General features: G+C 72.6%; 21 protein-coding genes and 1 pseudogene. 14 read left to right on the forward strand and 8 right to left on the reverse strand.

The genetic code is table 11. The annotated features are described in order from the left end of the window. Nucleotides 1-3: 3 nt before the first annotated feature. Entirely contained in the window at nucleotides 4-1,284 is a 1,281-nt protein-coding gene (locus AC5JJ1_RS22095) for a YcaO-like family protein (protein ID WP_495787272.1), read from the reverse strand. Nucleotides 1,285-1,532: 248 nt separating this feature from the next. On the opposite strand from AC5JJ1_RS22095, the gene purC reads away from it, so the two are divergent. From purC to purQ, 4 genes are all read left to right on the forward strand, one after another. Continuing rightward, on the forward strand, nucleotides 1,533-2,297 hold the full coding sequence (gene purC, locus AC5JJ1_RS22100; protein WP_495787273.1) for a phosphoribosylaminoimidazolesuccinocarboxamide synthase: 765 nt from the start codon (nucleotides 1,533-1,535) through the stop codon (nucleotides 2,295-2,297). Between the two features lie 63 nt (nucleotides 2,298-2,360). Continuing rightward, entirely contained in the window at nucleotides 2,361-2,600 is a 240-nt protein-coding gene (purS, locus tag AC5JJ1_RS22105) for a phosphoribosylformylglycinamidine synthase subunit PurS (protein ID WP_495787274.1), read from the forward strand. Nucleotides 2,601-2,658: 58 nt separating this feature from the next. Then, entirely contained in the window at nucleotides 2,659-2,895 is a 237-nt protein-coding gene (locus tag AC5JJ1_RS22110) for a hypothetical protein (protein WP_495787275.1), read from the forward strand. 4 nt (nucleotides 2,896-2,899) lie between these two features. Further along, nucleotides 2,900-3,598, forward strand: coding sequence for a phosphoribosylformylglycinamidine synthase subunit PurQ (purQ, locus tag AC5JJ1_RS22115; protein ID WP_495787276.1), 699 nt, complete (start codon nucleotides 2,900-2,902; stop codon nucleotides 3,596-3,598). Nucleotides 3,599-3,685: 87 nt separating this feature from the next. Here purQ and AC5JJ1_RS22120 read toward each other — a convergent pair whose 3' ends face one another. From AC5JJ1_RS22120 to AC5JJ1_RS22130, 3 genes and pseudogenes are all read right to left on the reverse strand, one after another. Next, on the reverse strand, nucleotides 3,686-3,952 hold the full coding sequence (locus tag AC5JJ1_RS22120) for an OmpA family protein (protein WP_495787277.1): 267 nt from the start codon (nucleotides 3,950-3,952) through the stop codon (nucleotides 3,686-3,688). Then, nucleotides 3,946-4,317: pseudogene (locus AC5JJ1_RS22125) on the reverse strand (LCCL domain-containing protein); the annotation flags it as partial. The gene AC5JJ1_RS22120 and the pseudogene AC5JJ1_RS22125, both read right to left, overlap by 7 nt. Nucleotides 4,318-4,330: 13 nt before the next feature. After that, complete coding sequence (locus AC5JJ1_RS22130) at nucleotides 4,331-4,537, reverse strand: hypothetical protein (protein WP_495787278.1); 207 nt, start codon at nucleotides 4,535-4,537, stop codon at nucleotides 4,331-4,333. 104 nt (nucleotides 4,538-4,641) lie between these two features. Here AC5JJ1_RS22130 and purL point away from each other — a divergent pair, with 104 nt between their 5' ends. The 7 genes from purL to AC5JJ1_RS22165 all read left to right on the forward strand — a co-directional run bounded on the left by purL (nucleotide 4,642) and on the right by AC5JJ1_RS22165 (nucleotide 12,602). Beyond that, nucleotides 4,642-6,852, forward strand: a complete 2,211-nt coding sequence (gene purL, locus AC5JJ1_RS22135) for a phosphoribosylformylglycinamidine synthase subunit PurL (protein ID WP_495787324.1) — start codon at nucleotides 4,642-4,644, stop codon at nucleotides 6,850-6,852. Between the two features lie 5 nt (nucleotides 6,853-6,857). After that, nucleotides 6,858-7,091 (forward strand): BolA family protein, encoded by a 234-nt coding sequence (locus AC5JJ1_RS22140; RefSeq protein WP_043337248.1) that lies wholly within the window; start codon nucleotides 6,858-6,860, stop codon nucleotides 7,089-7,091. 18 nt (nucleotides 7,092-7,109) lie between these two features. Continuing rightward, nucleotides 7,110-7,448, forward strand: coding sequence for a Grx4 family monothiol glutaredoxin (gene grxD / locus AC5JJ1_RS22145; RefSeq protein WP_090664558.1), 339 nt, complete (start codon nucleotides 7,110-7,112; stop codon nucleotides 7,446-7,448). A gap of 137 nt (nucleotides 7,449-7,585) precedes the next feature. Then, nucleotides 7,586-9,088 (forward strand): AAA family ATPase, encoded by a 1,503-nt coding sequence (locus AC5JJ1_RS22150; RefSeq protein WP_495787279.1) that lies wholly within the window; start codon nucleotides 7,586-7,588, stop codon nucleotides 9,086-9,088. Nucleotides 9,089-9,121: 33 nt separating this feature from the next. Then, complete coding sequence (locus AC5JJ1_RS22155) at nucleotides 9,122-11,167, forward strand: NAD(+) synthase (RefSeq protein WP_495787280.1); 2,046 nt, start codon at nucleotides 9,122-9,124, stop codon at nucleotides 11,165-11,167. A 63-nt stretch (nucleotides 11,168-11,230) separates the two neighbouring features. Then, a complete protein-coding gene (locus AC5JJ1_RS22160; RefSeq protein WP_495787281.1) occupies nucleotides 11,231-11,809 on the forward strand; it encodes a cysteine hydrolase family protein in 579 nt (192 codons plus the stop codon). 493 nt (nucleotides 11,810-12,302) lie between these two features. Next, nucleotides 12,303-12,602, forward strand: a complete 300-nt coding sequence (locus tag AC5JJ1_RS22165; protein ID WP_495787282.1) for a prolyl oligopeptidase family serine peptidase — start codon at nucleotides 12,303-12,305, stop codon at nucleotides 12,600-12,602. On the opposite strand, the gene AC5JJ1_RS22170 is transcribed toward AC5JJ1_RS22165, so the two are convergent. The 3 genes from AC5JJ1_RS22170 to AC5JJ1_RS22180 are packed head-to-tail and all read right to left on the reverse strand — an operon-like array spanning nucleotide 12,590 to nucleotide 15,732. Continuing rightward, nucleotides 12,590-13,279: a glutathione S-transferase family protein gene (locus AC5JJ1_RS22170; RefSeq protein WP_495787283.1), complete on the reverse strand. Its 690-nt coding sequence runs from the start codon at nucleotides 13,277-13,279 to the stop codon at nucleotides 12,590-12,592. The genes AC5JJ1_RS22165 and AC5JJ1_RS22170 overlap by 13 nt on opposite strands. A 21-nt stretch (nucleotides 13,280-13,300) precedes the next feature. Beyond that, nucleotides 13,301-14,527 carry an anion transporter gene (locus AC5JJ1_RS22175; RefSeq protein WP_495787284.1) on the reverse strand — a complete coding sequence of 409 codons (1,227 nt, stop codon included), beginning with the start codon at nucleotides 14,525-14,527 and terminating at the stop codon, nucleotides 13,301-13,303. Beyond that, nucleotides 14,524-15,732: an MFS transporter gene (locus tag AC5JJ1_RS22180; protein WP_495787285.1), complete on the reverse strand. Its 1,209-nt coding sequence runs from the start codon at nucleotides 15,730-15,732 to the stop codon at nucleotides 14,524-14,526. The genes AC5JJ1_RS22175 and AC5JJ1_RS22180 overlap by 4 nt, the downstream gene beginning before the upstream one ends. Nucleotides 15,733-15,849: 117 nt before the next feature. Between AC5JJ1_RS22180 and AC5JJ1_RS22185 the strand changes: the two genes are divergently transcribed. From AC5JJ1_RS22185 to AC5JJ1_RS22195, 3 genes are read left to right on the forward strand one after another with little or no spacing between them, the layout of a single operon-like run. Continuing rightward, nucleotides 15,850-16,605, forward strand: coding sequence for an SDR family NAD(P)-dependent oxidoreductase (locus AC5JJ1_RS22185; RefSeq protein ID WP_495787286.1), 756 nt, complete (start codon nucleotides 15,850-15,852; stop codon nucleotides 16,603-16,605). Beyond that, nucleotides 16,602-17,492 carry an NAD(P)-dependent oxidoreductase gene (locus AC5JJ1_RS22190; protein ID WP_495787287.1) on the forward strand — a complete coding sequence of 297 codons (891 nt, stop codon included), beginning with the start codon at nucleotides 16,602-16,604 and terminating at the stop codon, nucleotides 17,490-17,492. The genes AC5JJ1_RS22185 and AC5JJ1_RS22190 overlap by 4 nt, the downstream gene beginning before the upstream one ends. A 6-nt stretch (nucleotides 17,493-17,498) precedes the next feature. Then, on the forward strand, nucleotides 17,499-17,738 hold the full coding sequence (locus AC5JJ1_RS22195) for a DUF2188 domain-containing protein (protein ID WP_495787288.1): 240 nt from the start codon (nucleotides 17,499-17,501) through the stop codon (nucleotides 17,736-17,738). A gap of 101 nt (nucleotides 17,739-17,839) precedes the next feature. Here the strand turns inward: AC5JJ1_RS22195 and AC5JJ1_RS22200 are convergent, their stop codons facing one another. Continuing rightward, complete coding sequence (locus tag AC5JJ1_RS22200) at nucleotides 17,840-20,617, reverse strand: phosphoenolpyruvate carboxylase (RefSeq protein WP_495787289.1); 2,778 nt, start codon at nucleotides 20,615-20,617, stop codon at nucleotides 17,840-17,842. Nucleotides 20,618-20,627 lie beyond the last annotated feature (10 nt).

A 20,627-nucleotide genomic window follows, 5' to 3' on the forward strand; every position in this document is an offset into this window, starting at 1 on the left:
GCCTCAGAACAACGCAATTCCACCCGTATGGCAATCGCCGCCGCCGGTTCGGGCGATCTGCGCCAGCAGCCTTGCACCTGTGGTTCGGGAGGGTTCGATCTCGAGGCCGGGCACGACCAGGCGGATGGCGGGAAGCCCAAGCTCCGGCCGCGTCAGGTCGAGGGCGAGCACCGGAAGGCCCCGGGCGCCGAGCCGGCCGATCGCCACGGCCATGGCGGCGGCGGGGTCCGCGGGCAGGTCGGGCCCCGGGGCGGCCGGGCCCTCCGGATGCAGCAGGGCGCAGCGTCCGGTGGCGATGCCGCGATAGCGGGCGAGCAGCGCCCGGTCATGGGCGTTGAGCGCCGCCGGCCCGGACTCCGCCTGCTTCGCCAGGACGACGGCATGGGCCATCTCCATCTGCGCCATCTCGAGGATGGCAGCCCGGGCGGCGGCGGCGCGGGAGGTCCGGGCGGCGAGGCCGCAGCAGAAGCCCTCCCCCTCCGCCCCGGTCGAGAGGGCGGCGATGACCGGGATGCCGAGATCGGTGGTGAGGTCGAGCAGCCAGCTTTGCCGCCCGGCCTCGCCCTGGCGCAGCCGCGCGACGAGGGCGGCGGCCGCAGCCATGGCCGGATCCTCCAGCGCCACCGGCCTGCCCCGCCGCCCGCCGCGCCACCAGAGGGCCGCGGCGTCGCGCTCGACCAGCTCCAGCAGGGCATGCAGGGCGGCGGCCTCGCGGGTCGGCCCGGCGGCGCAGCCGATGCTGAGAGGCCAGGGCGGGGCGAAGTCGGGGGCGGCGCGGCGCAGGCAGAGGCCGGCCGGCAGCCAGTCGGTGCCGGGGGCGTCGAGGCGGAGAAGCTCGATCCAGTCGGCGGGCGCGGCGCCTTCGGGCAGGATGCGGCCGAGCCAGCCCGCCTGGCCGGGCCCGGGCGGGGCGGGACGGAGGCGGGCGCGGTCGGCTTCGGTCTCGGAGGCGGACAGCAGTTCCACCCCCTCCCCCACGCAGCCCTCGAACGCCTCGATCAGGCTGACCCCGACGCCGGAGACGCCGGCCTGGCCCGTGCCGAGCGGCACCTCGGCCCCGAAGACGGCGAGGCCGGGCGCGGTCGGGCAGTCGAGCGCGAAGAGGCGGGTGAAGCGGCTGGCGGCGCCAAGCAGCAGGGCCCGGTTGCGCTCCATCGGGCCGGGCACCGTGGGGGCGGGGCAGCCGAGCCAGGCGAGGAAGTCCGTCACCTCCGGCCCCGAGGGGCGGAGAGGGTCGAGCAGGTGGCGGGCGGCGGCCTCGCACAGCGCGGCGGTCTCGTGCATCCGCCGAGACTAGCCCAATGCCAGGGGATTCCGCCGCCGGGATCGGTCCCCGCGCCGCCGGCCCCGGCTCCCCGGGCAACAGGGGCGGGGCGGCGCCGGGGGCGGCTTTAACGGGCCGGGGGGCCGTGGCGGTCTCGGCGACCCCTTGCTATACCGCACCCGCCGGAGCACCCGGGATGGCGGGGCCGCCGCGCGCCCGGCCGCCGGGGGCACGGCGGGAAGTCGCCGGAAGAAGGATATCTGTCACCATGGCGCGACGCCGTCAGCTCTATGAGGGCAAGGCCAAGATCCTGTTCGAGGGGCCCGAGCCAGGGACGCTGGTGCAGTACTTCAAGGACGACGCCACCGCCTTCAATTCGCAGAAGAAGGGCACCATCACCGGCAAGGGCGTGCTCAACAACCGGATCAGCGAATACCTGATGAGCCGGCTGATGGAGATCGGCATCCCGACCCATTTCATCCGCCGACTGAACATGCGGGAGCAGCTGATCCGCGAGGTGGAGATCATTCCGCTCGAGCTGGTAGTGCGGAACGTGGCCGCAGGCAGCCTCTCGACCCGGCTCGGCATCGCCGAGGGAACCCGGCTGCCGCGCTCGATCATCGAGTACTACTACAAGAATGATACGCTGAACGACCCGCTGGTCTGCGAGGAGCATATCACCGCCTTCGGCTGGGCGGCGACCCAGGACCTCGACGACATGGTGGCGCTGGCGCTGCGGGTGAACGACTTCCTCACCGGGCTGATGCTCGGCGTCGGGATCACGCTCGTCGACTTCAAGGTGGAATTCGGCCGGCTCTACGACAACGAGGAGATGCGGATCGTCCTCGCCGACGAGATCAGCCCAGACAATTGCCGGCTCTGGGACACCAAGACGGGCGAGAAGATGGACAAGGACCGCTTCCGCCGCGATCTCGGCAAGGTCGAGGAAGGCTACCAGGAAGTGGCCCGGCGGCTCGGCATCCTGCCCGAGGCGGGGGTGCGGGACCTCAAGGGGCCGGAGATGATGCAATGATCCTCCGGTCGCCGGAGGGCGCAGGCGGAGCCGGGCACCGCAGGCGTGAAGCGGAGGATTGAGATGAAGGTGCGTGTGACGGTGATGCCCAAGGCCGGGGTGCTCGACCCGCAGGGCAAGGCGATCGGCCATGCCCTGGCGGGCCTCGGCTTCGAGGACGTCGGCGAGGTGCGGGCGGGCAAGGTGATCGAGCTGGAGCTGGCCGAGACCGACCCGGCCAAGGCCCGCACGGCCGCCGAGGCCATGGCGCGCAAGCTGCTGGCCAATACGGTGATCGAGAGCTTCTCGGTCAGCCTGGACTGATGCGTCCCGTGGGCCTGAGCGCCGAAGGGCTGGATCGGCCCGTGCCGGAGGCCATGTCATGAAGACCTCGCTCTTCATCATGCTGGGGCTGACGGTGGTGATCGCCATCGGCCTGCGCTGGCGGGAGGAGCGGGTGGCGGTGCTGCGGCCGGCGGCGCCGGGGCGGCGGCGGGGCTTCCTCGCCGCGCAGAGGCATCGGCTGAACCGTTGGCTGACCGCCGCGACCCTTGCGGCGCTGACGACATTGCTGGTGCTGGGCGGGCTGCATTGGCTTCGCGTCTGGCAGGGGAGTTAGGGACATGCAGGCAGGGATCGTGATGTTCCCCGGCACCAACCGGGAACGCGACATGGCGCTGGCCCTCCAGCGCGCGACGGGCCGGAAGCCCGCCATCCTCTGGCACCGGGATACCGAGCTGCCGCAAGGGACCGACCTCGTCGTCCTGCCGGGCGGCTTCTCCTATGGCGACTATCTCCGCTGCGGGGCGATGGCGGCGCAGAGCCCGATCATGCGGGCGATCCACGACTTCGCCGGGCGGGGCGGGCACGTGCTCGGCGTCTGCAACGGCTTTCAGATGCTGGTCGAGGCGGGGCTGCTGCCGGGCGCGCTGCTCCGCAACGCCTCGCTCCGCTTCCTCTCCATGGACTGCCACCTGCGGGTGGAGCGGACCGATACCGCCTATACCGGCCGCTTCCAGCGCGGCCAGGTCTTCCGCGCGACCATGGCGCATGGCGACGGCAACTACTTCGCCGACAAGGCGACGCTCGACCGGCTGGAGGGCGAGGGGCTGGTCGCGCTCCGCTATGCGACGCCCTCGGGCGAGGTGACGCCGGCCGCCAGCCGCAACGGCAGCGCGCGGAACATCGCCGGCATCCTCTCGCCCAACCTCCGGGTGCTCGGGCTGATGCCGCATCCGGAGAACCAGACCGACCCGCTGATCGACGGGACGGATGGGCTGCCGCTCTTCGCGGGGCTGGCGGAGGCGCTGGCCCCCGCCTGACACGGCTCCGATCCGCGGTCACCGGGTCGCGGATCAGCGTCTGGCTTGTTGTCCTGTCGCGTGATTCGTGCTTCCGGCGATCACGCCCTACAGCTTCACCGCCTGCACCCGGCGGTTCAGCGCCCGTCCGCTCTCGCTGGCACTGTCGGCGACCGGCTCGTTGGAGCCGCGCCCCTCGGCGGCCAGCCGCTCGGCGGGGATGCCGTTCGCCACCAGCCATTGCCGCACGCTCTCCGCCCGCCGCTGGGAAAGCGGGATGTTGACCGCCGGCGTGCCTGTCGCATCCGTACGGCCGGTCAGGCGGAGGCAGAGCGCCGGGTCGGCCGCCAGCGCGTCGCGCAGCTGGGTCAGCACCGGCGCGGCGCCGATGTCGAGATCGGCGGAGTTGGTGCGGAAAGTGATGTAGAGTGCACCTGGCCGGTCCGCTGCAGCGTCTCGGCGACGGGCGCCTGGACGGGGGCGGCGGATTTCGTCGCGCGCGGGTCGCCGGTGAAGCGGAAGCTGGCGTTGTAGGCGCCGTAATCCTGGCTCTGTACGCCGTTGCGGGTGGTGCCCGGGTAGCGCGGGGCGCCGGGGAGCATCTGCATCGAGACGGAGCCGTTGGTCTGGGCGATCATCCCGGCATGGACGGCGGCGCGGCAGGTGGCGCTGTCGGCGGTATAGGCGTCGGTGCCCCAGACCGCGCCGCGGAGCGTTGCCTCGCCGGGGCAGAGGCAGGTGACGGCCTCGTCGCTATCGGCAGACGGCGCCCTGGCTCATCTGCTCGGCCGGGCAGGCGCAGGTCAGCACCCCGTCGCTGTCGGCGAAGGCATCCATATTGTCATTGTCCGGGCATTGGCTCGGCGCCGCCGGGGCCTTGGCGGTGCCGTCGAGCGGCTGGGCAAGTGCCGGCGCGGCGAGCATCGGTAGCAGGAGCAGCGACAGGAGCGCGCGCGGCATGGCAGGTCTTCCTCAGGGGCGGCGCCGGCCCCCTGCCGGCCTCGCCTTTCCTGCTATAACCCCCCACATTCCGCTCCCATGGGAATCCCGACCGCGTGACAATCGTGACCCTCGCCCCCGAGAGAGCCCGCCAGCTAGCCGCCGAATTCGGCCTGAAACCGGACGAGTATGAGCGCGCGCTCGCCATCCTCGGCCGCGAGCCGTCGCTGACCGAGCTCGGCATCTTCAGCGTCATGTGGTCGGAGCACTGCTCCTACAAGTCGAGCCGGGTCTGGCTGCGGGAGCTGCCGACCAAGGCCCCTTGGGTGATCCACGGCCCGGGCGAGAATGCCGGCGTGATCGACATCGGCGACGGGCTGGCCGCCGTCTTCAAGATGGAGAGCCACAACCATCCCTCCTTCATCGAGCCCTACCAGGGCGCGGCGACGGGGGTGGGCGGCATCCTGCGCGACGTCTTCACCATGGGCGCCCGGCCGATTGCCAACCTCAACGCGCTCCGCTTCGGCAGCCCGGATGCGCCGCGGATGAAGCAGGTGATCGACGGCGTGGTGCGCGGCATCGGCGGCTACGGCAACTGCGTCGGCGTGCCGACCGTGGGGGGCGAGGTCAATTTCCACCCGCGCTACAACGGCAACCCGCTGGTGAATGCGATGACGGTCGGCATCGCGCCGCGCGACCGCATCTTCCTCAGCGCCGCGGCCGGCATCGGCAACCCCGTGGTCTATGTCGGCTCCAAGACCGGGCGCGACGGCATCCATGGCGCGACCATGGCGAGCACGGAGTTCACCGCCGACTCGGAGGAGAAGCGCCCCACCGTGCAGATCGGCGACCCCTTCGCCGAGAAGCTGCTGATCGAAGCCTGCCTGGAGCTGATGGCGACGGATGCCATCGTCGCCATCCAGGACATGGGCGCGGCCGGCCTCACCTCCTCCTCCGTCGAGATGGCGGGCAAGGGCGGCGTCGGCATCGAGCTCGACATGGAGCGCGTCCCCCAGCGCGAGGAGGGGATGACCGCCTATGAGATGATGCTCTCCGAGAGCCAGGAGCGGATGCTGATGGTGCTCCGCCCCGGCGCCGAGCACATCGCCGAGCGAATCTTCACCAAGTGGGAGCTGGATTTCGCCGTCATCGGCCGGCTGACCGATACCGGCCATATCGTCATCCGCCACCATGGCGTGGTCGAGGCCGACATCCCCCTCGCCCCGCTCGAGAGCGAGGCGCCGCTTTACCGCCGCCCGACGGCCGAGATGCCGAAGCTGCCGGTGATCGACCCGGCCTCGGTCACCGACCCGGTCGGGCTGGAGGCGGCGCTGACGACGCTCGTCGCCTGCCCCGACCTCTGCTCCCGCCGCTGGATCTGGGACCAGTATGACAGCATGGTCGGCGGCCAGACCGCGAAGCGCCCCGGCGCCGCAGATGCCGCCGTGGTGCGCGTCGAGGAAAGCCTCGAGAAGGGCGGCGCCCGGGCGCTGGCCATGACCACCGACACCACGCCCCGCTACTGCCTTGCCGACCCGGAGGAGGGTGGCCGCCAGGCGGTGGCGGAGGCCTGGCGCAACCTCTCGGCCGTCGGCGCGCTGCCGCTCGCCATCACCGACAACATGAATTTCGGCAATCCGGAGAAGCCGGAGATCATGGGCCAGTTCGCCGCCGCCGTCCGCGGCATGGCGAGCGCCTGCACCGCGCTCGACTTCCCCGTCGTCTCCGGCAATGTCTCGCTCTACAACGAGACGGAGGGGCGGGGGATCCTCCCCACCCCCGCCATCGGCGGCGTCGGCGTGCTGGAGGACGTGGCCCAGGCGATGGGCCTCGCCCTGCCCGCGAACGCGGAGCTCGTGCTGGTGGGCGAGACGCGGGGCTGGCTCGGCCAGTCGCTCTGGCTGCGCGAGATCGCCGGGCGCGAGGAGGGGGCGCCGCCGCCCGTCGACCTCGTCGCCGAGCGCCGCAACGGCGACTTCGTCCGCGCACAAATCCTGGGCGGCGCCGTCCGCGCCTGCCACGACTGCGCGGATGGCGGGCTGCTGGTGACTGTCGCCGAGATGGCGATGGCGGGCGGCACCGGCGCCACCCTCCTCCCCGGCCCGGCCGGCATCCCTCCCCACGCCTACTGGTTCGGCGAGGACCAGGCGCGTTACGTTCTGGCGGTGACGGACTCGGCCGCCCTGCTGGAGGCCGCCCAGGCCGCCGGCGTGCCCGCCGCGCGCCTTGGCCGCAGCGGGGGGGAGGCCTTGGTTCTGCCGGACGGCCGATCCATATCCGTCGCTGAGTTGCGGCAGGCGCATGAGGCGACCCTGCCCGCCTTGATGGAGGGCTGACCGGGATGGCGATGCAACCTGCGGAGATCGAGGCGCTGATCAAGGCGGCGCTCCCCGATGCCGTGGTCACCATCGAGGATCTGGCGGGCGACGGCGACCACTACGCCGCCACCGTGGTCTCGGAAGCCTTCCGCGGCCGCAGCCGGGTCCAGCAGCACCAGCTCGTCTATGCCGCCCTGCGCGGCCGCATGGGGGGCGAGCTGCACGCCCTCGCCCTGCAGACCTCCGCCCCCGCCTGAACCACCGGAGCCCAGACCATGACGAATCCTGTCTTCGAACGCATCGAGAGCGAGATCAAGGCCACCCCCGTCGTCCTCTACATGAAGGGCACGCCGGTCTTCCCGCAGTGCGGCTTCTCCGCCCGCGTCGTCCAGATCCTCAGCCATGTCGGCGTGCCGTTCAAAGGCGTGAACGTGCTCGAGGACATGGAAATCCGCGAGGGCATCAAGGCCTACGCCAACTGGCCGACCATCCCGCAGCTCTATGTCCAGGGCGAGTTCGTCGGCGGCTGCGACATCATCATGGAGATGTTCCAGGCCGGCGAGCTGCAGTCCATGCTGAAGGAGAAGGGCATCCCGGTCTCCGCCGAGGCCTGATCCGCGCCGGTTACGGGGATGCCCCTCCGGCATCCCCGACACGCCCGGATTCATTCCGCTCGAGTGCTGACGAATTATATTCACAAATATAATATGACGGTGTTGTGTAATCGCTCTTCCGTGAGCGAGGCCGTCCATTGCCCGACACCAATCTGCAGACCGATACGCTGGTCGCGCCCGCGGCTGGCCACAGCGCCGATGACGGGGTCTCGGATGCCGCGCTCCTCTTCGGCACCGCCACCAGCCCGCCGCTCTGGCTTTGGCTGACCATCGAGCCGGCTGAGCTGGTCGCGCTCGAGGCCGCGCTGCTGCGGCACCTCCGCTCCCCCCTCTTCCCGTCCCGCATCGGCGAGGATGCGGTGCGGCCGGGCGATGATGCGGGGCTGCTCGACTTCGCGGTGCGCTTCGGCGCCATCGCCGGCCGCTTCGCCGAGGGGACGACCCTGGTGCTGGCCGCGACCCGCATCGTCGCCGAACGCGGCGGGCCGCTCTGCCGCCAGGGGGCCCTCGCCTGCATCGAGGCGCTGCACTACCGGCTACATGGCGAGGCGCGCGGGCTGGGCGGCGATTCCGGGCGGCTCCGGCATTTCGTGCTGGGCGCGCGGCTTTCGGCCGATCTCTGGCTCCGCTTCCTGCCCGGGCCGGAGAGCGCCCGGCCGCTGCCGGGCCGCCTCGCCGAGACGCTGAACATCGCGGTCCAGACCCCCGCCCCGGTGGCTGCGGTGCCGCCCCCGCCGCCGCCCGTCATCGCCGGCAGCCAGGCCGTGGTGCTGCAGCCCTTCACCGCGCCGAACGAGCGGGCAGAGTGGCAGAGCTACCAGCCGCTGACGACGCCGCTGCCGCTGCGCCGCGTGCCGCGCGATGCCCTCGCCCGGCTCGGCGCGCTGGCCGAGGCGGCGCCCGGCTTCGCCGCGCCGCTGGCCGAGATCCGGCGGACCCTGGCGCTCGCGGCCCATGCCGGCCGGCCCTCGCCGCGGCTGCGGCCGATCCTGCTCGTCGGCCCGCCCGGCGTCGGCAAGACTTGGTTCGCCCGGCGGCTGGCGGCGGCGCTCGAGCTACCCTTCGCCAGCCTCAACCTCGGCGGCGCGACGGACAACCGCTGCCTCCAGGGCACGGCGCGCGGCTGGTCCGCCACCACCCCGGCCTGGCCGATCGCCGAGATGGCGCGGCTCTCCGCCCCCAACCCGGTCTTCTTCCTCGACGAGATCGAGAAGGCCGGCGGCCAGCGCGACACCAACGGCCGGGCGCATGACACGCTGCTCGCCATGATCGAGCCGGAGAGCGCCTCCGCCTGGTTCGACGAGTGCCTGCGCACGGCGGCCGACCTGCGCCACGCCATCTGGATCATGGCGGCGAACGAGACGCGGGGGATCAGCGCGCCGCTGCTCTCGCGCCTCTCGGTCCACCATATCGAGCCGCCGCCGGCGAGCGCCTTCGACAACACCTATGCCGGGCTGCTCTCCGGCATCGCCGAGGATATGGGCTGCGTCGCGGCCGACCTGCCGCCGCTCGAGGGCGAGACCCGGGCGGCGCTGCGCCGGGCCTTCGCCGGGCACCGCAACCTGCGGCGGCTGCGGGCGCAGATGGAGGAATGCCTCGGCATCGCGGCCGAGGCGGCTCTTTCCGCCCCGCGCTGCTGACGAATGGCCGGAAGCGGCGTTATCCTCCCCAGGATGACGCCCTTCCACTCCCTCTACCGGCACGGCTTCGCCCGCATCGCCGCCTGCACCATCCGCTCCGCCCTCGCCGACCCGGCGAGCAATGCGGCGGAGATCCTCCGCGTTGCGCGGGAGTGCCATGGGCGGGGGGCGGCCGTCGCCGTCTTCCCGGAGCTTGCCCTCTCCGCCTACTCCATCGAGGACCTGCTGCTGCAGGATGCGCTGCTCGATGCGGTGGAGGCCGCGGCGGCGGAGCTGATCGAGGCCTCGCGCGAGCTGCTGCCGGTGCTGGTGGTAGGCGCCCCGCTCCGCCATGCCGGGCGAGTCTACAACACGGCGCTGATCATCCATCGCGGCCGGCTGCTCGGCGTGGTGCCGAAGACCTACCTGCCGAACTACCGGGAATTCTACGAAAAGCGGCAGGTCGCGCCGGGCGACGGCGCGCCCCCCGGCGATATCCGCCTTGCCGGCCAATCAGCGCCCTTCACCGCCGGCCTGCTCTTCGAGGCGGGGGATGTGCCCGGCCTCGTGATCCATACCGAGATCTGCGAGGATTTCTGGGTCCCCATCCCGCCGAGCGGCGCTGCGGCGCTGGCGGGGGCCACGGTGCTGCTCAACATCAGCGGCAGCCCCATCACCATCGGCAAGGCGGAGACGCGGCGGCTGCTCTGCCAATCGCAATCGGCCCGCTGCCTCGCGGCTTATGTCTACACCGCGGCCGGCGCCGGCGAATCGACCACCGAGGTCGCCTGGGACGGCCAGGCAGAGATCTTCGAGAACGGCGCGCTACTGGCCGAGACGGAGCGCTTCCCCATGGGCGCGCAGATGGCCGTCGCCGATATCGACCTCGACCTGCTGCGGCAGGAGCGGATGCGCCAGGGCACCTTCGACGACAACCGGCGCAACACACCGGCCGCGGCCGCCTTCCGCCGCATCGCCTTCCGGCTCGACCCGCCCGGCGCCGATCTCGGGCTGGAGCGGCCGATCGAGCGCTTCCCCTTCGTCCCCGCCAACCCCGAGCGCCTGGCCCAGGACTGCTACGAGGCCTACAACATCCAGGTCGCCGGCCTCGTGCAGCGGCTGGAGGCGGCGCGGATCAAGCGCATCGTCATCGGCGTCTCGGGCGGGCTCGACAGCACCCAGGCGCTGATCGTCGCCGCCAAGGCGATGGACCTGCTGAAGCGTGCCCGCACCGACATCGTCGCCTTCACCATGCCCGGCTTCGGCACCTCCGAGGGCACCAAGGGCAATGCGCACCGGCTGATGGCCTCGCTCGGCGTCGAGGCGCGGGAGCTGGATATCCGCCCGGCGGCGCGGCAGATGCTCGGCGATCTCGGCCACCCCTTCGCCGAGGGCAAGCCGGTCTACGACATCACCTTCGAGAACGTGCAGGCCGGGCTCCGCACCGACTACCTGTTCCGCGCCGCCAATTTCCATGACGGCATCGTGCTCGGCACGGGCGACCTGTCGGAGCTGGCGCTCGGCTGGTGCACCTATGGCGTCGGCGACCAGATGTCGCACTACAACGTCAATGCCGGCGTGCCGAAGACGCTGATCCAGCACCTGATCCGCTGGGTCATCGCCTCGGAGCAGTTCAGCGCCGAGGTCGGCGAGGTGCTGGGCGCCATCCTCAATACCGAGATCTCGCCGGAGCTCGTCCCCGCCGAGGATGGCAAGGTCTTGCAGAGCACCGAGGCCAAGGTCGGCCCCTATGCGCTGCAGGACTTCAACCTCTACTACACGCTGCGCTACGGCTTCCGCCCGTCGAAGATCGCCTTCCTCGCGCTGCGGGCCTGGGGCGATGCGGCGCGCGGGAACTGGCCACCGCACTTCCCGGAGGCGAAGCGCAACGCCTATGCCCTGTCGGACATCCGCCACTGGCTGGAGGTCTTCCTCAGCCGCTTCTTCGGCTTCAGCCAGTTCAAGCGCAGCGCCATGCCGAACGGGCCGAAGGTGGCCGCCGGCGGCTCGCTCTCGCCGCGGGGCGACTGGCGCGCCCCCTCCGACGGCAATGCCCGCGCCTGGCTCGAGGAATTGCAGCGGAACGTGCCGCAAGGGTGAAAATCCGGCGCCGCCCTCGCTCGTTCAGGGGGTATGACCCAGAATGACCTTTATCACGGCCCGTTGACCGAGACCTGCCTGCACCTCTGCATCGACATGCAGAACCTCTTCGCCGGGCAGACCGAATGGCATACGCCCTGGATGCAGCGGGTGACGCCCGTGGTGGAACGGCTCGCCGCCGCGAAGCCGGAGCGGACCATCTTCACCCGCTTCATCCCCGCCACCCGCCCTGGCGAGGGCACCGGCACCTGGCGGCGCTACTGGGAGCGCTGGCCCTCCATGACGCAGGAGCGGTTGCCGGCCGACGCGCTGGACCTCGTGCCGGCCCTTGCCCGGCTAGTGCCGCCGGCGGAGCTGTTCGACAAGGCGGTCTACTCGCCCTGGGTCTGCGGCGCACTGCACCCGCGGCTGCAGCAGCGGGGCATCGACACGCTGGTCATCAGCGGGGCGGAGACGGATGTCTGCGTCCTTGCCGCGGTGATGGGCGCGGTCGACCTCGGCTATCGCGTGGTGATCCCGACGGATGCCATCTGCAGCTCCTCCGACCACACGCATGACGCGCTGCTCACGCTCTACAACGAGCGCTACGGGCAGCAGGTGGAGGCGGTGACGACGGAGGTGGTGCTGCGCGAGTGGCGGTAATACGGCGGATGGGCATCTCCCCATCGAGCACCAGCCGCGGCGCCGCCCCGAAGGCGGAAGCGGCGTCGCAGGGGTGAAGGGCCATGTCCCTTCGCCATGCCCTGGGGCCGGGCGACGGCGCCGGTCCGCCCCGGCAGCGCGGCGATGCCGGCGGCGCGCCTCCCTGCGGCCGGGCGCCACGCGACCCTCGGGTGGAGGAGGATGGCCTTTGCGGCATCCGCCGCCGCAGGCTTCCACCCCTGTGTCCCGATCGTGGCGCGCCCGCGGGCGGAGCCTCCGGCGCGTTCCGGCAGGCCGCTGACCGCATGCTCCGATCGCTGGTGCTGCTGGCGGCGCTGCTGGTCGGCGGGTGTTCCGGCGCGGATGTGCTGAACGGCCTCGCCTCCATGCGGGGCGTCGCCGTCGCCCGGGACATCCCCTATGCCGGTCCCCTCGCCCTCGACCTCTACGAGCCGGAGGTGCCGGCGCCGGATGCGCCGGTGCTGGTCTCCCGGTGCTGCAGGCGATCTTCGGCCCGGAGCCGGGCTGGCCGGCGACCCAGCCCATCGCTCATGTCACGCCCGGCGCGCCGCCCATGCTGCTGGCGACGGGCCTGGCCGACACCACCGTCCGCCCGGCCAATACCGCCAATCTCGCCGCCGCGCTCCGCGCCGCGGGCAACCGGGTGGAGGAGCGCTACTACCCGCAGATCGGCCATGCGATGACTATCGGCGCCTTCGCCGGCCTGCTGCGTCCGGCCGCACCGGCGCGGCGGGACGTGCTCGACTTCGTCGCGCGGCGTCAGGCGCCGTAGGCCGGGACCTCGCGCGCCAGGCCGCCATGCAGGTCAAGCACCCGCTCCTGCCAGTCCAGCACTGCGTCGCCTGGCTCCAGCAGCGGCAGCGGGCTGACGACGCGCGGCCACATCAGCGTGCCGAAGACGCAGTAGTCGCCGTAATCCGGCGCCGCGCCGCCGAGGAAGGGCTGGAAGCGCAGCAGGTGCCGCAGCGGCAGCAGCAGGGCGCGGAATTCGGGGAGCCTCGCCTCCCGCCCCGCCGTCACCTCATGCAGCGGCTGGCCGAAGCGCCGCTCGCGGCTCTCGATGAAATAGGCGCGGTCCTTCGCGTCGAGCAGCGGCGGGATGTCGGAGACGATGAGCTTCGCCAGGGCCGGCATCAGCACCGTATCCGACCAGGTGGCGAGGAAGCGCTGCGAGGCCGGCGAGCCCTGGAACAGGTTGGGCGCCTCCGGGTAGCACTCCTCCAGGTATTCGGCGATGGCCCAGCTGTCGGCCACCGCCTTCGCACCGTCGACCAGCACCGGCACCTTGTCGTGCTGCGCGAAGGCGAGCGCCTCCCGCTCGGTGAAGCGCCAGGGCACCACCTCCGCCGTCAGCCCCTTATGGGCGAGCGCCATGCGGCTCCGCCAGCAATAGGGGCTGAAGCGGCGTGCCGGATCGGTGCCACAGAGTTCGAAGAGCTTGCGCGCCATGGTCCCTGATCCCCCGGCCGATCACCGGAACCATAGCCCAATCGCAAGCGTCGCCAAAGTCACCGGTATACCCGTCCGCGCATAGCGCCAGAATCCGATCTCCACCCCCTCCGCCGCCGCGCGCTGCGCGACGATGAGATTGGCGACGGAGCCGACCAGGGTGAGGTTCCCCGCCATGGTGGAGGCCATGGCGACCAGCAGCCAGGCGCGCTGCGGGTCGGCCAGCGGCTCGATGAAGGGCTTCAGCACCAGCACGGCGGGGACATTGCTGACGAGGCTCGAGAGGATGGTCGTCACCACCGTCAGGGAGAGCGGGTTGTCGAGATGCAGGCGCGCCGCGGCGGCCAGCACCTCCGGTGTCAGCGTTGCGCGCTCCAGCCCGTCGACTACGACGAAGAGCCCGGCGAACATCGCCAGCAGCGGCCAGTCCACCTCGCGCCAGACCTTCTCGGGCTTCACCCGCCGCGTCACCAGCAGCAGGGCGCCGCCGAGCAGGCTGGCCAGCGCCACCGGCACGCCGGCGAGGAAGGCGGCGACGACGCCGGAGGCGACCAGCGCCGATTTCACCGCCAGCGGGCCATGGATGCGCGGCAGCCGCGTCGGTGCCGGCGCCGGCAGGCGGGCCACCAGGAATTCGCGCGGATGCAGCAGCAGGATCAGCAGGAAGCAGGCAAGCAGGCCGAGCGCCGCGACCGGCGCCAGGGCCAGCGCGAAGTCCGCCCAGGACAGGCCGGAGAAGCCGCCGACGATCATGTTCTGCGGGTTGCCGGTGATGGTCGCGGCACTGCCGATATTGGCCGCCATGGCGACCGCGAGCAGATAGGGCAGCGGGTCCCGCCGCAGGTGCCGCGCCAGCGCCACGACCAGCGGCGTGATGGCGAGGCAGACCGTGTCGTTCACCAGCACGGCGGAGAGCCCGCCGCTCACCAGCACCACCGCGGCGAGCAGCGTCGCCGGGTGCCGTGCCCGCGCGGCTGCTACCACCGTCACCAGCCGGAAGAAGCCGGCCAGGCGGAGATTGGCGACGAGGAGCATCATCCCGAGCAGCAGGGCGAGCGTGCCGAGGTCGATGGCCTCGAAGGCCTGGCGCTCGGTCAGCGCGCCGCAGGCCACCATCAGCGCGCCGCCGAGCACCGCGGCGCCGGTGCGGTCGAGCCGCAGCCCCGGCACGCGGCCGAAGGCCACCACCGCATAGGTGGCGAGGAAGACGAGGACGGCCGCGGCGCGGCTCCAATCGGCGGGGCTCATCGGGCGGGCCTCGTCTCCGGCATCAGCCACCAGAAGGCCAGCAGGCCCAGGCCAGCGAAGGCCGCGAGCATCAGGAAGGCGGCGGAGTAGCCGCCCGCCACGACGACATAGCCGGCCGCCGCCTGGCTGAGGCCCGCGCCGATGCCCTGTGCGGTGGCGATCGCGCCGAGGCTCACGCTGAAATGGCCGGTGCCGCGCGTCAGGTCCTCGGTGATGACCGGGAAGAGCGCGCCGAACAGCCCGGCGCCCACGCCATCGAGGCATTGGACCGCGACCAGCCAGTAGGGATCGTCGGAAAGGGTGTAGAGCACGCCGCGCGCCGCCAGCACCAGGAAGCCGGCGAGGAAGAGCGGCTTGCGGCCCCAGGCATCGGCACGGGCGCCGGCCAGCATCGCCATCGGCACCATCACCAGCTGCGCGGCGAGGATGCAGACGGACATCAGCGCGGTGCCCTGGTTGGCGTCGCGCTCGGCGAGCTTCTGCCCGACCAGCGGGAGCATCGCCGCATTGGCGAAGTGGAAGAGCGCGACGCAGCCGGCGAAGGCCAGCAGCGGCCGGCAGCCGAGCAGGACGCCCCAGGCCGAGGCCGGCGCATCCCGCGCCACGCCGGCCTCGAGGCCGCGCGCCGCGTCCTGGTCGATGGCACCGGCCGGGATGGCGAGGGTGGCGGCGACGCTCAGCACCGCCATCGCCGCCAGCAGCCAGAACACGACGATGGGGCCGAACAGGGTGGAGAGCCCGCCCGCCGCCGCCGCGGCGAAGGCATTGCCGGCATGGTTGAAGCCCTCGTTCCGCCCCGTCCGCCGGGTGAAGGCGGCGCGGCCGGCGAGCCCAAGGGTGATGGCGGCAACCGCCGGGGCGAAGACGGAATGCGCCGCTCCCGCCAGCGCCTGGGTCACGATCACCGGCCAGAATCCTGGTGCTGCGGGCACAAGGAGGCAGGCCGCCGTGACGACCAGCGCCGCGGCGACGATGAGGCCCCGCCTGGCGCGGACGGCATCGACCAGCGCCCCGCCCGGCGTCTGCGCCACCAGGCCGGCGATGGCGGAGGCCGAGAGGGCGATGCCGATGCTCGCCTGGTCCCAGCGTTGCACGGCGAGGAGGTAGATCGCCAGATAGGGGCCGAGCCCGTCGCGCACATCGGCGAGGCAGAAGTTGAGCGCGTCGAGCGCCCGGTCGGGGCCTCGGCTTCCTGTCAGCGGCATCACCGTCACAATCTGCTGGAGCGGTGCCGGAACGGCAACGAGGCAGGGCGGTTCCCCCGCCTTGCCGCATCGCAATCCCGGCGCCCATAGTCGGGACACAAAGGAGGGACATGGCCGATGGCGAGGCTCCAGGGCAAGGTCGCCCTCATCACCGGCGCGGGCATCGGCATCGGCCGGGCCACGGCGGAGCTCTTCGCGCGCGAGGGAGCGCGGGTGGCGATCGCCGAGATCGACGCCGCCTCGGGCGAGGAGACGGCGCAGCGCATCGCGGCCGGGGGCGGCGAGGCCATCGCCATCCCGACCGACGTGCGGGAGGAGGCGCAGATGGAGGCCGCCTTCCGCCGCACCGTGCAGCATTGGGGGCGGCTCGACGTGCTGCACAACAATGCCGGCGGCTCGACGCTGGAGGACGGGCCGGTGACGGAGGCGCCGATTGGCGAGTTCTGGCGCGCCATCACCCTCGACCTCTTCGGCACCTTCCTCGGCTGCCGCTTCGGCATCCCGGCGATCGCCGCCTCGGGCGGCGGGGCGGTGATCAACATGGCCTCCGTGGTGGCGCTGATGGGCTTTCCGGGGCGGGACTGCTACACCGCGGCCAAGGGCGGCGTCGCGGCGCTGACCCGCTCGCTCGCCGTCGAATACGCGGCGCAGCGGGTGCGGGTGAACGCCATCGCCCCCTGCATTACGCTGACGCCGAGGGTCGAGCGGCTGCTGGCCGGCAATGCGGATGTCCGGCGGGTGGCGGAGGGGCACCTCCTCGGCCTCGGCGAGCCGATGGACATGGCGCATGCCGCGCTCTGGCTCGCCTCCGACGAGAGCCGGATCGTGACCGGCCAGGTGATTCCGATCGATAGCGGGGCGGTCGTGGCATGACGGCGAAGCTTGGCTTCATCGGCCTCGGCCAGATGGGCGCGCCGATGGCGGCGCGGCTGCTCGGGCCGGACGTGGCGCTGCATGTCTATGACCCGCGGCCGGAGGCGGTGGCGGCCTTCACGGCGCAGGGCGCCATCGGCTGCGCCGGCGCGCGGGCGGTGGCCGACGCATCGGAGATCGTCTTCGCCTGCCTGCCCAACGGCCGCGTCAGCGAGGCGGTCGCCGCCGAGGTGGCGGAGGGCGGCGCAGTGACCCTCTATGCCGAGATGTCGACCATCGGCCGCGCGGCCGTCGAGGGCATCGCGGCGCGGCTCGCCGGGCGCGGCATCGCGGTGGTGGATGCGCCGATCAGCGGCGGGCCGGCGGGGGCGCGGGCCGGGACGCTCGCCATGCTGGCCGCGGGCGCGCCAGAGGCCTTGGCGCGGCTGCGGCCCTGGCAGGAGCGGATCGGCCGCGTGGTCTTCACCCTCGGCGAGCGGCCGGGGCAGGCGCAGGTGATGAAGCTCGTCAACAACCTGGCCTTCGCCGCCAACATGGTCGCCAGCTTCGAGGCGCTCGCGATGGGCGCCAAGGCAGGGCTCGACCCCGAGACCATGCTGGCCATGCTGAATGCCGGGACGGGCCGCAGCATGGTGACGGAGCGCGTGGCGGAGGAGGTGCTGACGCGGCGCTTCAGCTTCGGCGCGGCGATCGCGGTGGTGGACAAGGACGTGACGCTCGGCCTCGCCGAGGCGGCGGCGCTCGACGTGCCGATGTGGGCGATCGAGCAGGCGGCGCGGGTCTGGCGCTTCGCCGCCGGGCATGGGATGGCGGGGGAGGACATCTCGGCGCTGGCCCGGCTGATGGAAGGCTGGGCGGGCGCGGAGATCAAGGCAGGGCAGGAGTGACGGCGGATGGCGAAGATCCACTACAAGATCGTCCAGCACGACGGCGGCTGGGCCTACAAGCTGGGCGACGTCTTCTCGGAATCCTTCCGCACCCACGATGCCGCCATGCAGGCGGCGAAGCGGGTGGCGCAGGAGCAGCACGTGCCGGGCAACGACGCCTATATCGAGTACCAGGACGAGAAGGGCGAGTGGCACACCGAGTATTCGGCCGGCGGCGACCGCCCGGATGCGGATGTGAGCGATTAGGGCGCGGTCCGGCCGGCCCGACTCACGGCAGCCGCTCCGCCCTCCTGCCGGCATCGGTGCCGCGCCCCGGCCGGGGTGATCGCGCCTGATCGGAGTTTGCTCTAGCCGAAGGCGCCCACCTCATGGGTGATGGCCGCACCGCATTCGCGCACCAGGGCGAGGAGCTTCGCCATCGGCTGAAACAGGTTGGCATGCTCGGCGGCATAGCTCAGCCCCTCGCGCGGCGGTGCCGGCTCGCCGAATTCGAGGCCGATGACGGGGCCGGGGGCGGCGGGGAAGACCTCCTCTAGCAGCTTGAGCGCCGGCTCGACGTCGAGCTGGAGGATGCGGCCGACCAGCGCCTCCCGCGTCGCGCCGTGGCGGGGCGAGAAGTCCGGCACGTCGACGGCGAGAAGCCAGATGCGGTGGATCAGCGCGAGGCGCAGCGCGTGCAGCAGCACCAGCCGGTCCGGCATCTCCGGCAGGTCGGGCCAAGCATGGCGGAGCGCCAGGTGGTCGGCCTGGAGGCGGCGGAAGAGGCGGCGCACCGGCGCATCGAGGTCGAGCGCCTCCACCGCCGTGGCGACGCGCAGCAAGGCCGCCCGCCGCCCGGGCCGCCGGGTGAAGCCGGCGCGGTCGAGCCAGGGGCCGGGATCCAGCGTGTCGACCACCGCCCGCAGCACGCCGATATCGGAGCAGGCGGCGGCGCGGGCGGCCATGGCCAGGGCGCGTGCAAAGCGGGGCGAGCGGGTGCGGAGGTCGGTGAAGGCATCCGGGTTGGCGGAGGCGGCGGCGCCGAGCCCGTGCAGCGTGTTCGCCATCCAGCCAAGCTGCTGGAGGATGGCGTTGTTCGGGATGGCGCGGAGTTGGGAGGGGTGGGCGATGCGGATCGGCCCGCCCATGCCATCCGCCTGCCGGACGGCGGGGCGGGAGCCGGTGCGGTCGAGCAGCCCAGGGCCGAAGGCGCCGAGCAGCGCCGCATAACCGGGGTCGGCGACCAGGGCCTGCATCTCGCGCCGGGCGGTTGCGAAGAAATCGGCGACGTAGTCGGCCTCGGCATAGACCGGGTCGGTCACCTTCCAGGCCGGGGCGAAGGCATGCTGCGCGATGCCAGCGATGGTGGCGCGGGCGAGCGCGGGCGTGCCGAAGAGGAGGTAGCCGTCGCCGCCCTGGAAGGCGGTCTCCTCGCGCAGCCGGAGGCCGGCGCGGTCGAGCGCCATGCGCGCCTGGGGCGGCGAGAGATAGGCGAGGCGGTCGGCGAGGCTGCCGGGATGGCCGCCGCGGCCGACGCTCTCGCCATGCGTGTCGAAGAGCACGACCTCGATGCCGTCGAGCCTGTGCCGCCGCAGCAGCTCGACGAGGCGAAGCTTAAGCCGCTCGGCCAGGTAGCTGCCGGCGAGCTGGCCGACATAGCGGCCGCTGTCGGAATAGCCGAACTGAAGGCAGAGCCGGCCATGGGCGCGGAGGTAGTCGCGGTAATGCGGGCTGCGCAGCGCCTCCTCCAGCACCCGCTCGCCGCGATCCAGCGCCTCGGCCGTCTCGAAGAGGGGCGAGAGCTCGACGGCCATCTCGGCGCCGAAGCGGCGGGCGAGCCAGAGGGCGGCAAGCAGCGTGTAGCCCGTCTCCGTCTCGGCGATGAGGAAGCGGATCGGGGCGGAGTCGTCGACATGCTTGGCGATCTGGGCGCAGACCAGCATGAGCCGGGCGGCGCTCGCCTGCTCGGCGAGCAGCGCGCCGAAATCGACCGGCAGCGGCGCGACCTCGGCCAGCGCCTCGTTGATGGCGGCGAGCAGGCCGCGGCGCTGCGCCATGTCCTCCGCCGAGGCGGCGAGGCCGAGGCGCTGGCGCACGGCATTGTGGAGCTGGGCGGCGTTCAGCCGGACATGGGTATGGGCCAAGGCGAGCCCATGCGCGGCGAGGCCGGCGCGGGCCACGGCGAGGCCGAGGCGCGTGGCCTCGTCGGGCGCGGCGGCGAGGGCGGCCGGGAACAGCGAGAGCAGCGGCTCGCCATCGGTCATCGCCGCCGCCCGCCGCTCGATCAGCAGATGCGCCATGGCGCGCACCGCCTCCGGCTCCGGCCGCTCGGGCACGGCGGCGAGCTGGGCCTCGGTCGCCTCCAGCGCCTCGGCGGTGCGGGCGGCGAGCGGGGCGGCGGCCTCGCCGAGCGCGGCGAATTGGCCGGCCAGGCGCTCCAGCTGCAGCCGCTTCATGGTCAGGCGGAGGCGGAGCGTGTCCCACCAGCCGATATCGGTGCGGCCGTCCGTGTCGTAGCCGACCCAGCTTGCCAGCAGGATCGGACGGGGAACGAGCGTCGCCCAGCGGTCGGGCCAGGTGCCGCGGGCGGCCGTGAGCAGCGCCTCGGTCAGCGCGTCGATGGCGTCGCGGCCGCGGGCGATGGCGGCGGCGGCCTGGCGGAACTCCTCGGCGAGAGCGGGCGCGGTCGGCCGGTGCGGCAGGCCCGGCGGGAAGGCCGCGCCGCTCGCTGCCTCCGCCAGGGCGGTGCCGGTGCCGGGCGGCAGGGAGAAGGTCGGGTGGGCGGTGAAGACGGCGGCGAAGCGTGGCGTCTCCAGGAGCGCCCGGTACTGCGCGAAGGGCACCGGGCTGTCATCCGGGTCCGGCCGGACCAGGTGGGCGGCGAGTGCGCCGAGATCCGGCACCGCATCGGGCAAGCCGACATAGGAAGCGATGCGCCGCGCCCGCTCGCCGGCCGCGGCATCGGCCAGGCGCTGGACCATCTCCGCCACGAGGTCGAGGTCGAGGGCGCTGTCGTCCAACCTGCGGCTGATGGCGAGCGCGACCAGCAGCACCGGGTCGCCGAAGGGGTCCTGCGCCGCCGCCGCCCGCGCCTCCCGCAGCCGGGCGAGGAGGTCCTGCAGGGGGTCGGGGGCGGTGTCGGGCATGGGCCGATGT

The organism is Belnapia sp., from assembly GCF_059504005.1.

What these genes read in the sequence shown, in the direction of transcription:
- grxD (WP_090664558.1), top strand. Translation starts at nt 7,110, where the DNA reads ATGACGAATCCTGTCTTCGAACGCATCGAGAGCGAGATCAAGGCCACC.
- purQ (WP_495787276.1), top strand. Translation starts at nt 2,900, where the DNA reads ATGCAGGCAGGGATCGTGATGTTCCCCGGCACCAACCGGGAACGCGAC.
- AC5JJ1_RS22155 (WP_495787280.1), top strand. Translation starts at nt 9,122, where the DNA reads ATGACGCCCTTCCACTCCCTCTACCGGCACGGCTTCGCCCGCATCGCC.
- purC (WP_495787273.1), top strand. Translation starts at nt 1,533, where the DNA reads ATGGCGCGACGCCGTCAGCTCTATGAGGGCAAGGCCAAGATCCTGTTC.
- AC5JJ1_RS22095 (WP_495787272.1), bottom strand. Translation starts at nt 1,284, where the DNA reads ATGCACGAGACCGCCGCGCTGTGCGAGGCCGCCGCCCGCCACCTGCTC.
- AC5JJ1_RS22200 (WP_495787289.1), bottom strand. Translation starts at nt 20,617, where the DNA reads ATGCCCGACACCGCCCCCGACCCCCTGCAGGACCTCCTCGCCCGGCTG.
- AC5JJ1_RS22185 (WP_495787286.1), top strand. Translation starts at nt 15,850, where the DNA reads ATGGCGAGGCTCCAGGGCAAGGTCGCCCTCATCACCGGCGCGGGCATC.
- AC5JJ1_RS22195 (WP_495787288.1), top strand. Translation starts at nt 17,499, where the DNA reads ATGGCGAAGATCCACTACAAGATCGTCCAGCACGACGGCGGCTGGGCC.
- AC5JJ1_RS22190 (WP_495787287.1), top strand. Translation starts at nt 16,602, where the DNA reads ATGACGGCGAAGCTTGGCTTCATCGGCCTCGGCCAGATGGGCGCGCCG.
- AC5JJ1_RS22170 (WP_495787283.1), bottom strand. Translation starts at nt 13,279, where the DNA reads ATGGCGCGCAAGCTCTTCGAACTCTGTGGCACCGATCCGGCACGCCGC.
- purS (WP_495787274.1), top strand. Translation starts at nt 2,361, where the DNA reads ATGAAGGTGCGTGTGACGGTGATGCCCAAGGCCGGGGTGCTCGACCCG.
- AC5JJ1_RS22180 (WP_495787285.1), bottom strand. Translation starts at nt 15,732, where the DNA reads ATGCCGCTGACAGGAAGCCGAGGCCCCGACCGGGCGCTCGACGCGCTC.
- AC5JJ1_RS22110 (WP_495787275.1), top strand. Translation starts at nt 2,659, where the DNA reads ATGAAGACCTCGCTCTTCATCATGCTGGGGCTGACGGTGGTGATCGCC.
- AC5JJ1_RS22175 (WP_495787284.1), bottom strand. Translation starts at nt 14,527, where the DNA reads ATGAGCCCCGCCGATTGGAGCCGCGCCGCGGCCGTCCTCGTCTTCCTC.
- AC5JJ1_RS22140 (WP_043337248.1), top strand. Translation starts at nt 6,858, where the DNA reads ATGGCGATGCAACCTGCGGAGATCGAGGCGCTGATCAAGGCGGCGCTC.
- AC5JJ1_RS22130 (WP_495787278.1), bottom strand. Translation starts at nt 4,537, where the DNA reads ATGCCGCGCGCGCTCCTGTCGCTGCTCCTGCTACCGATGCTCGCCGCG.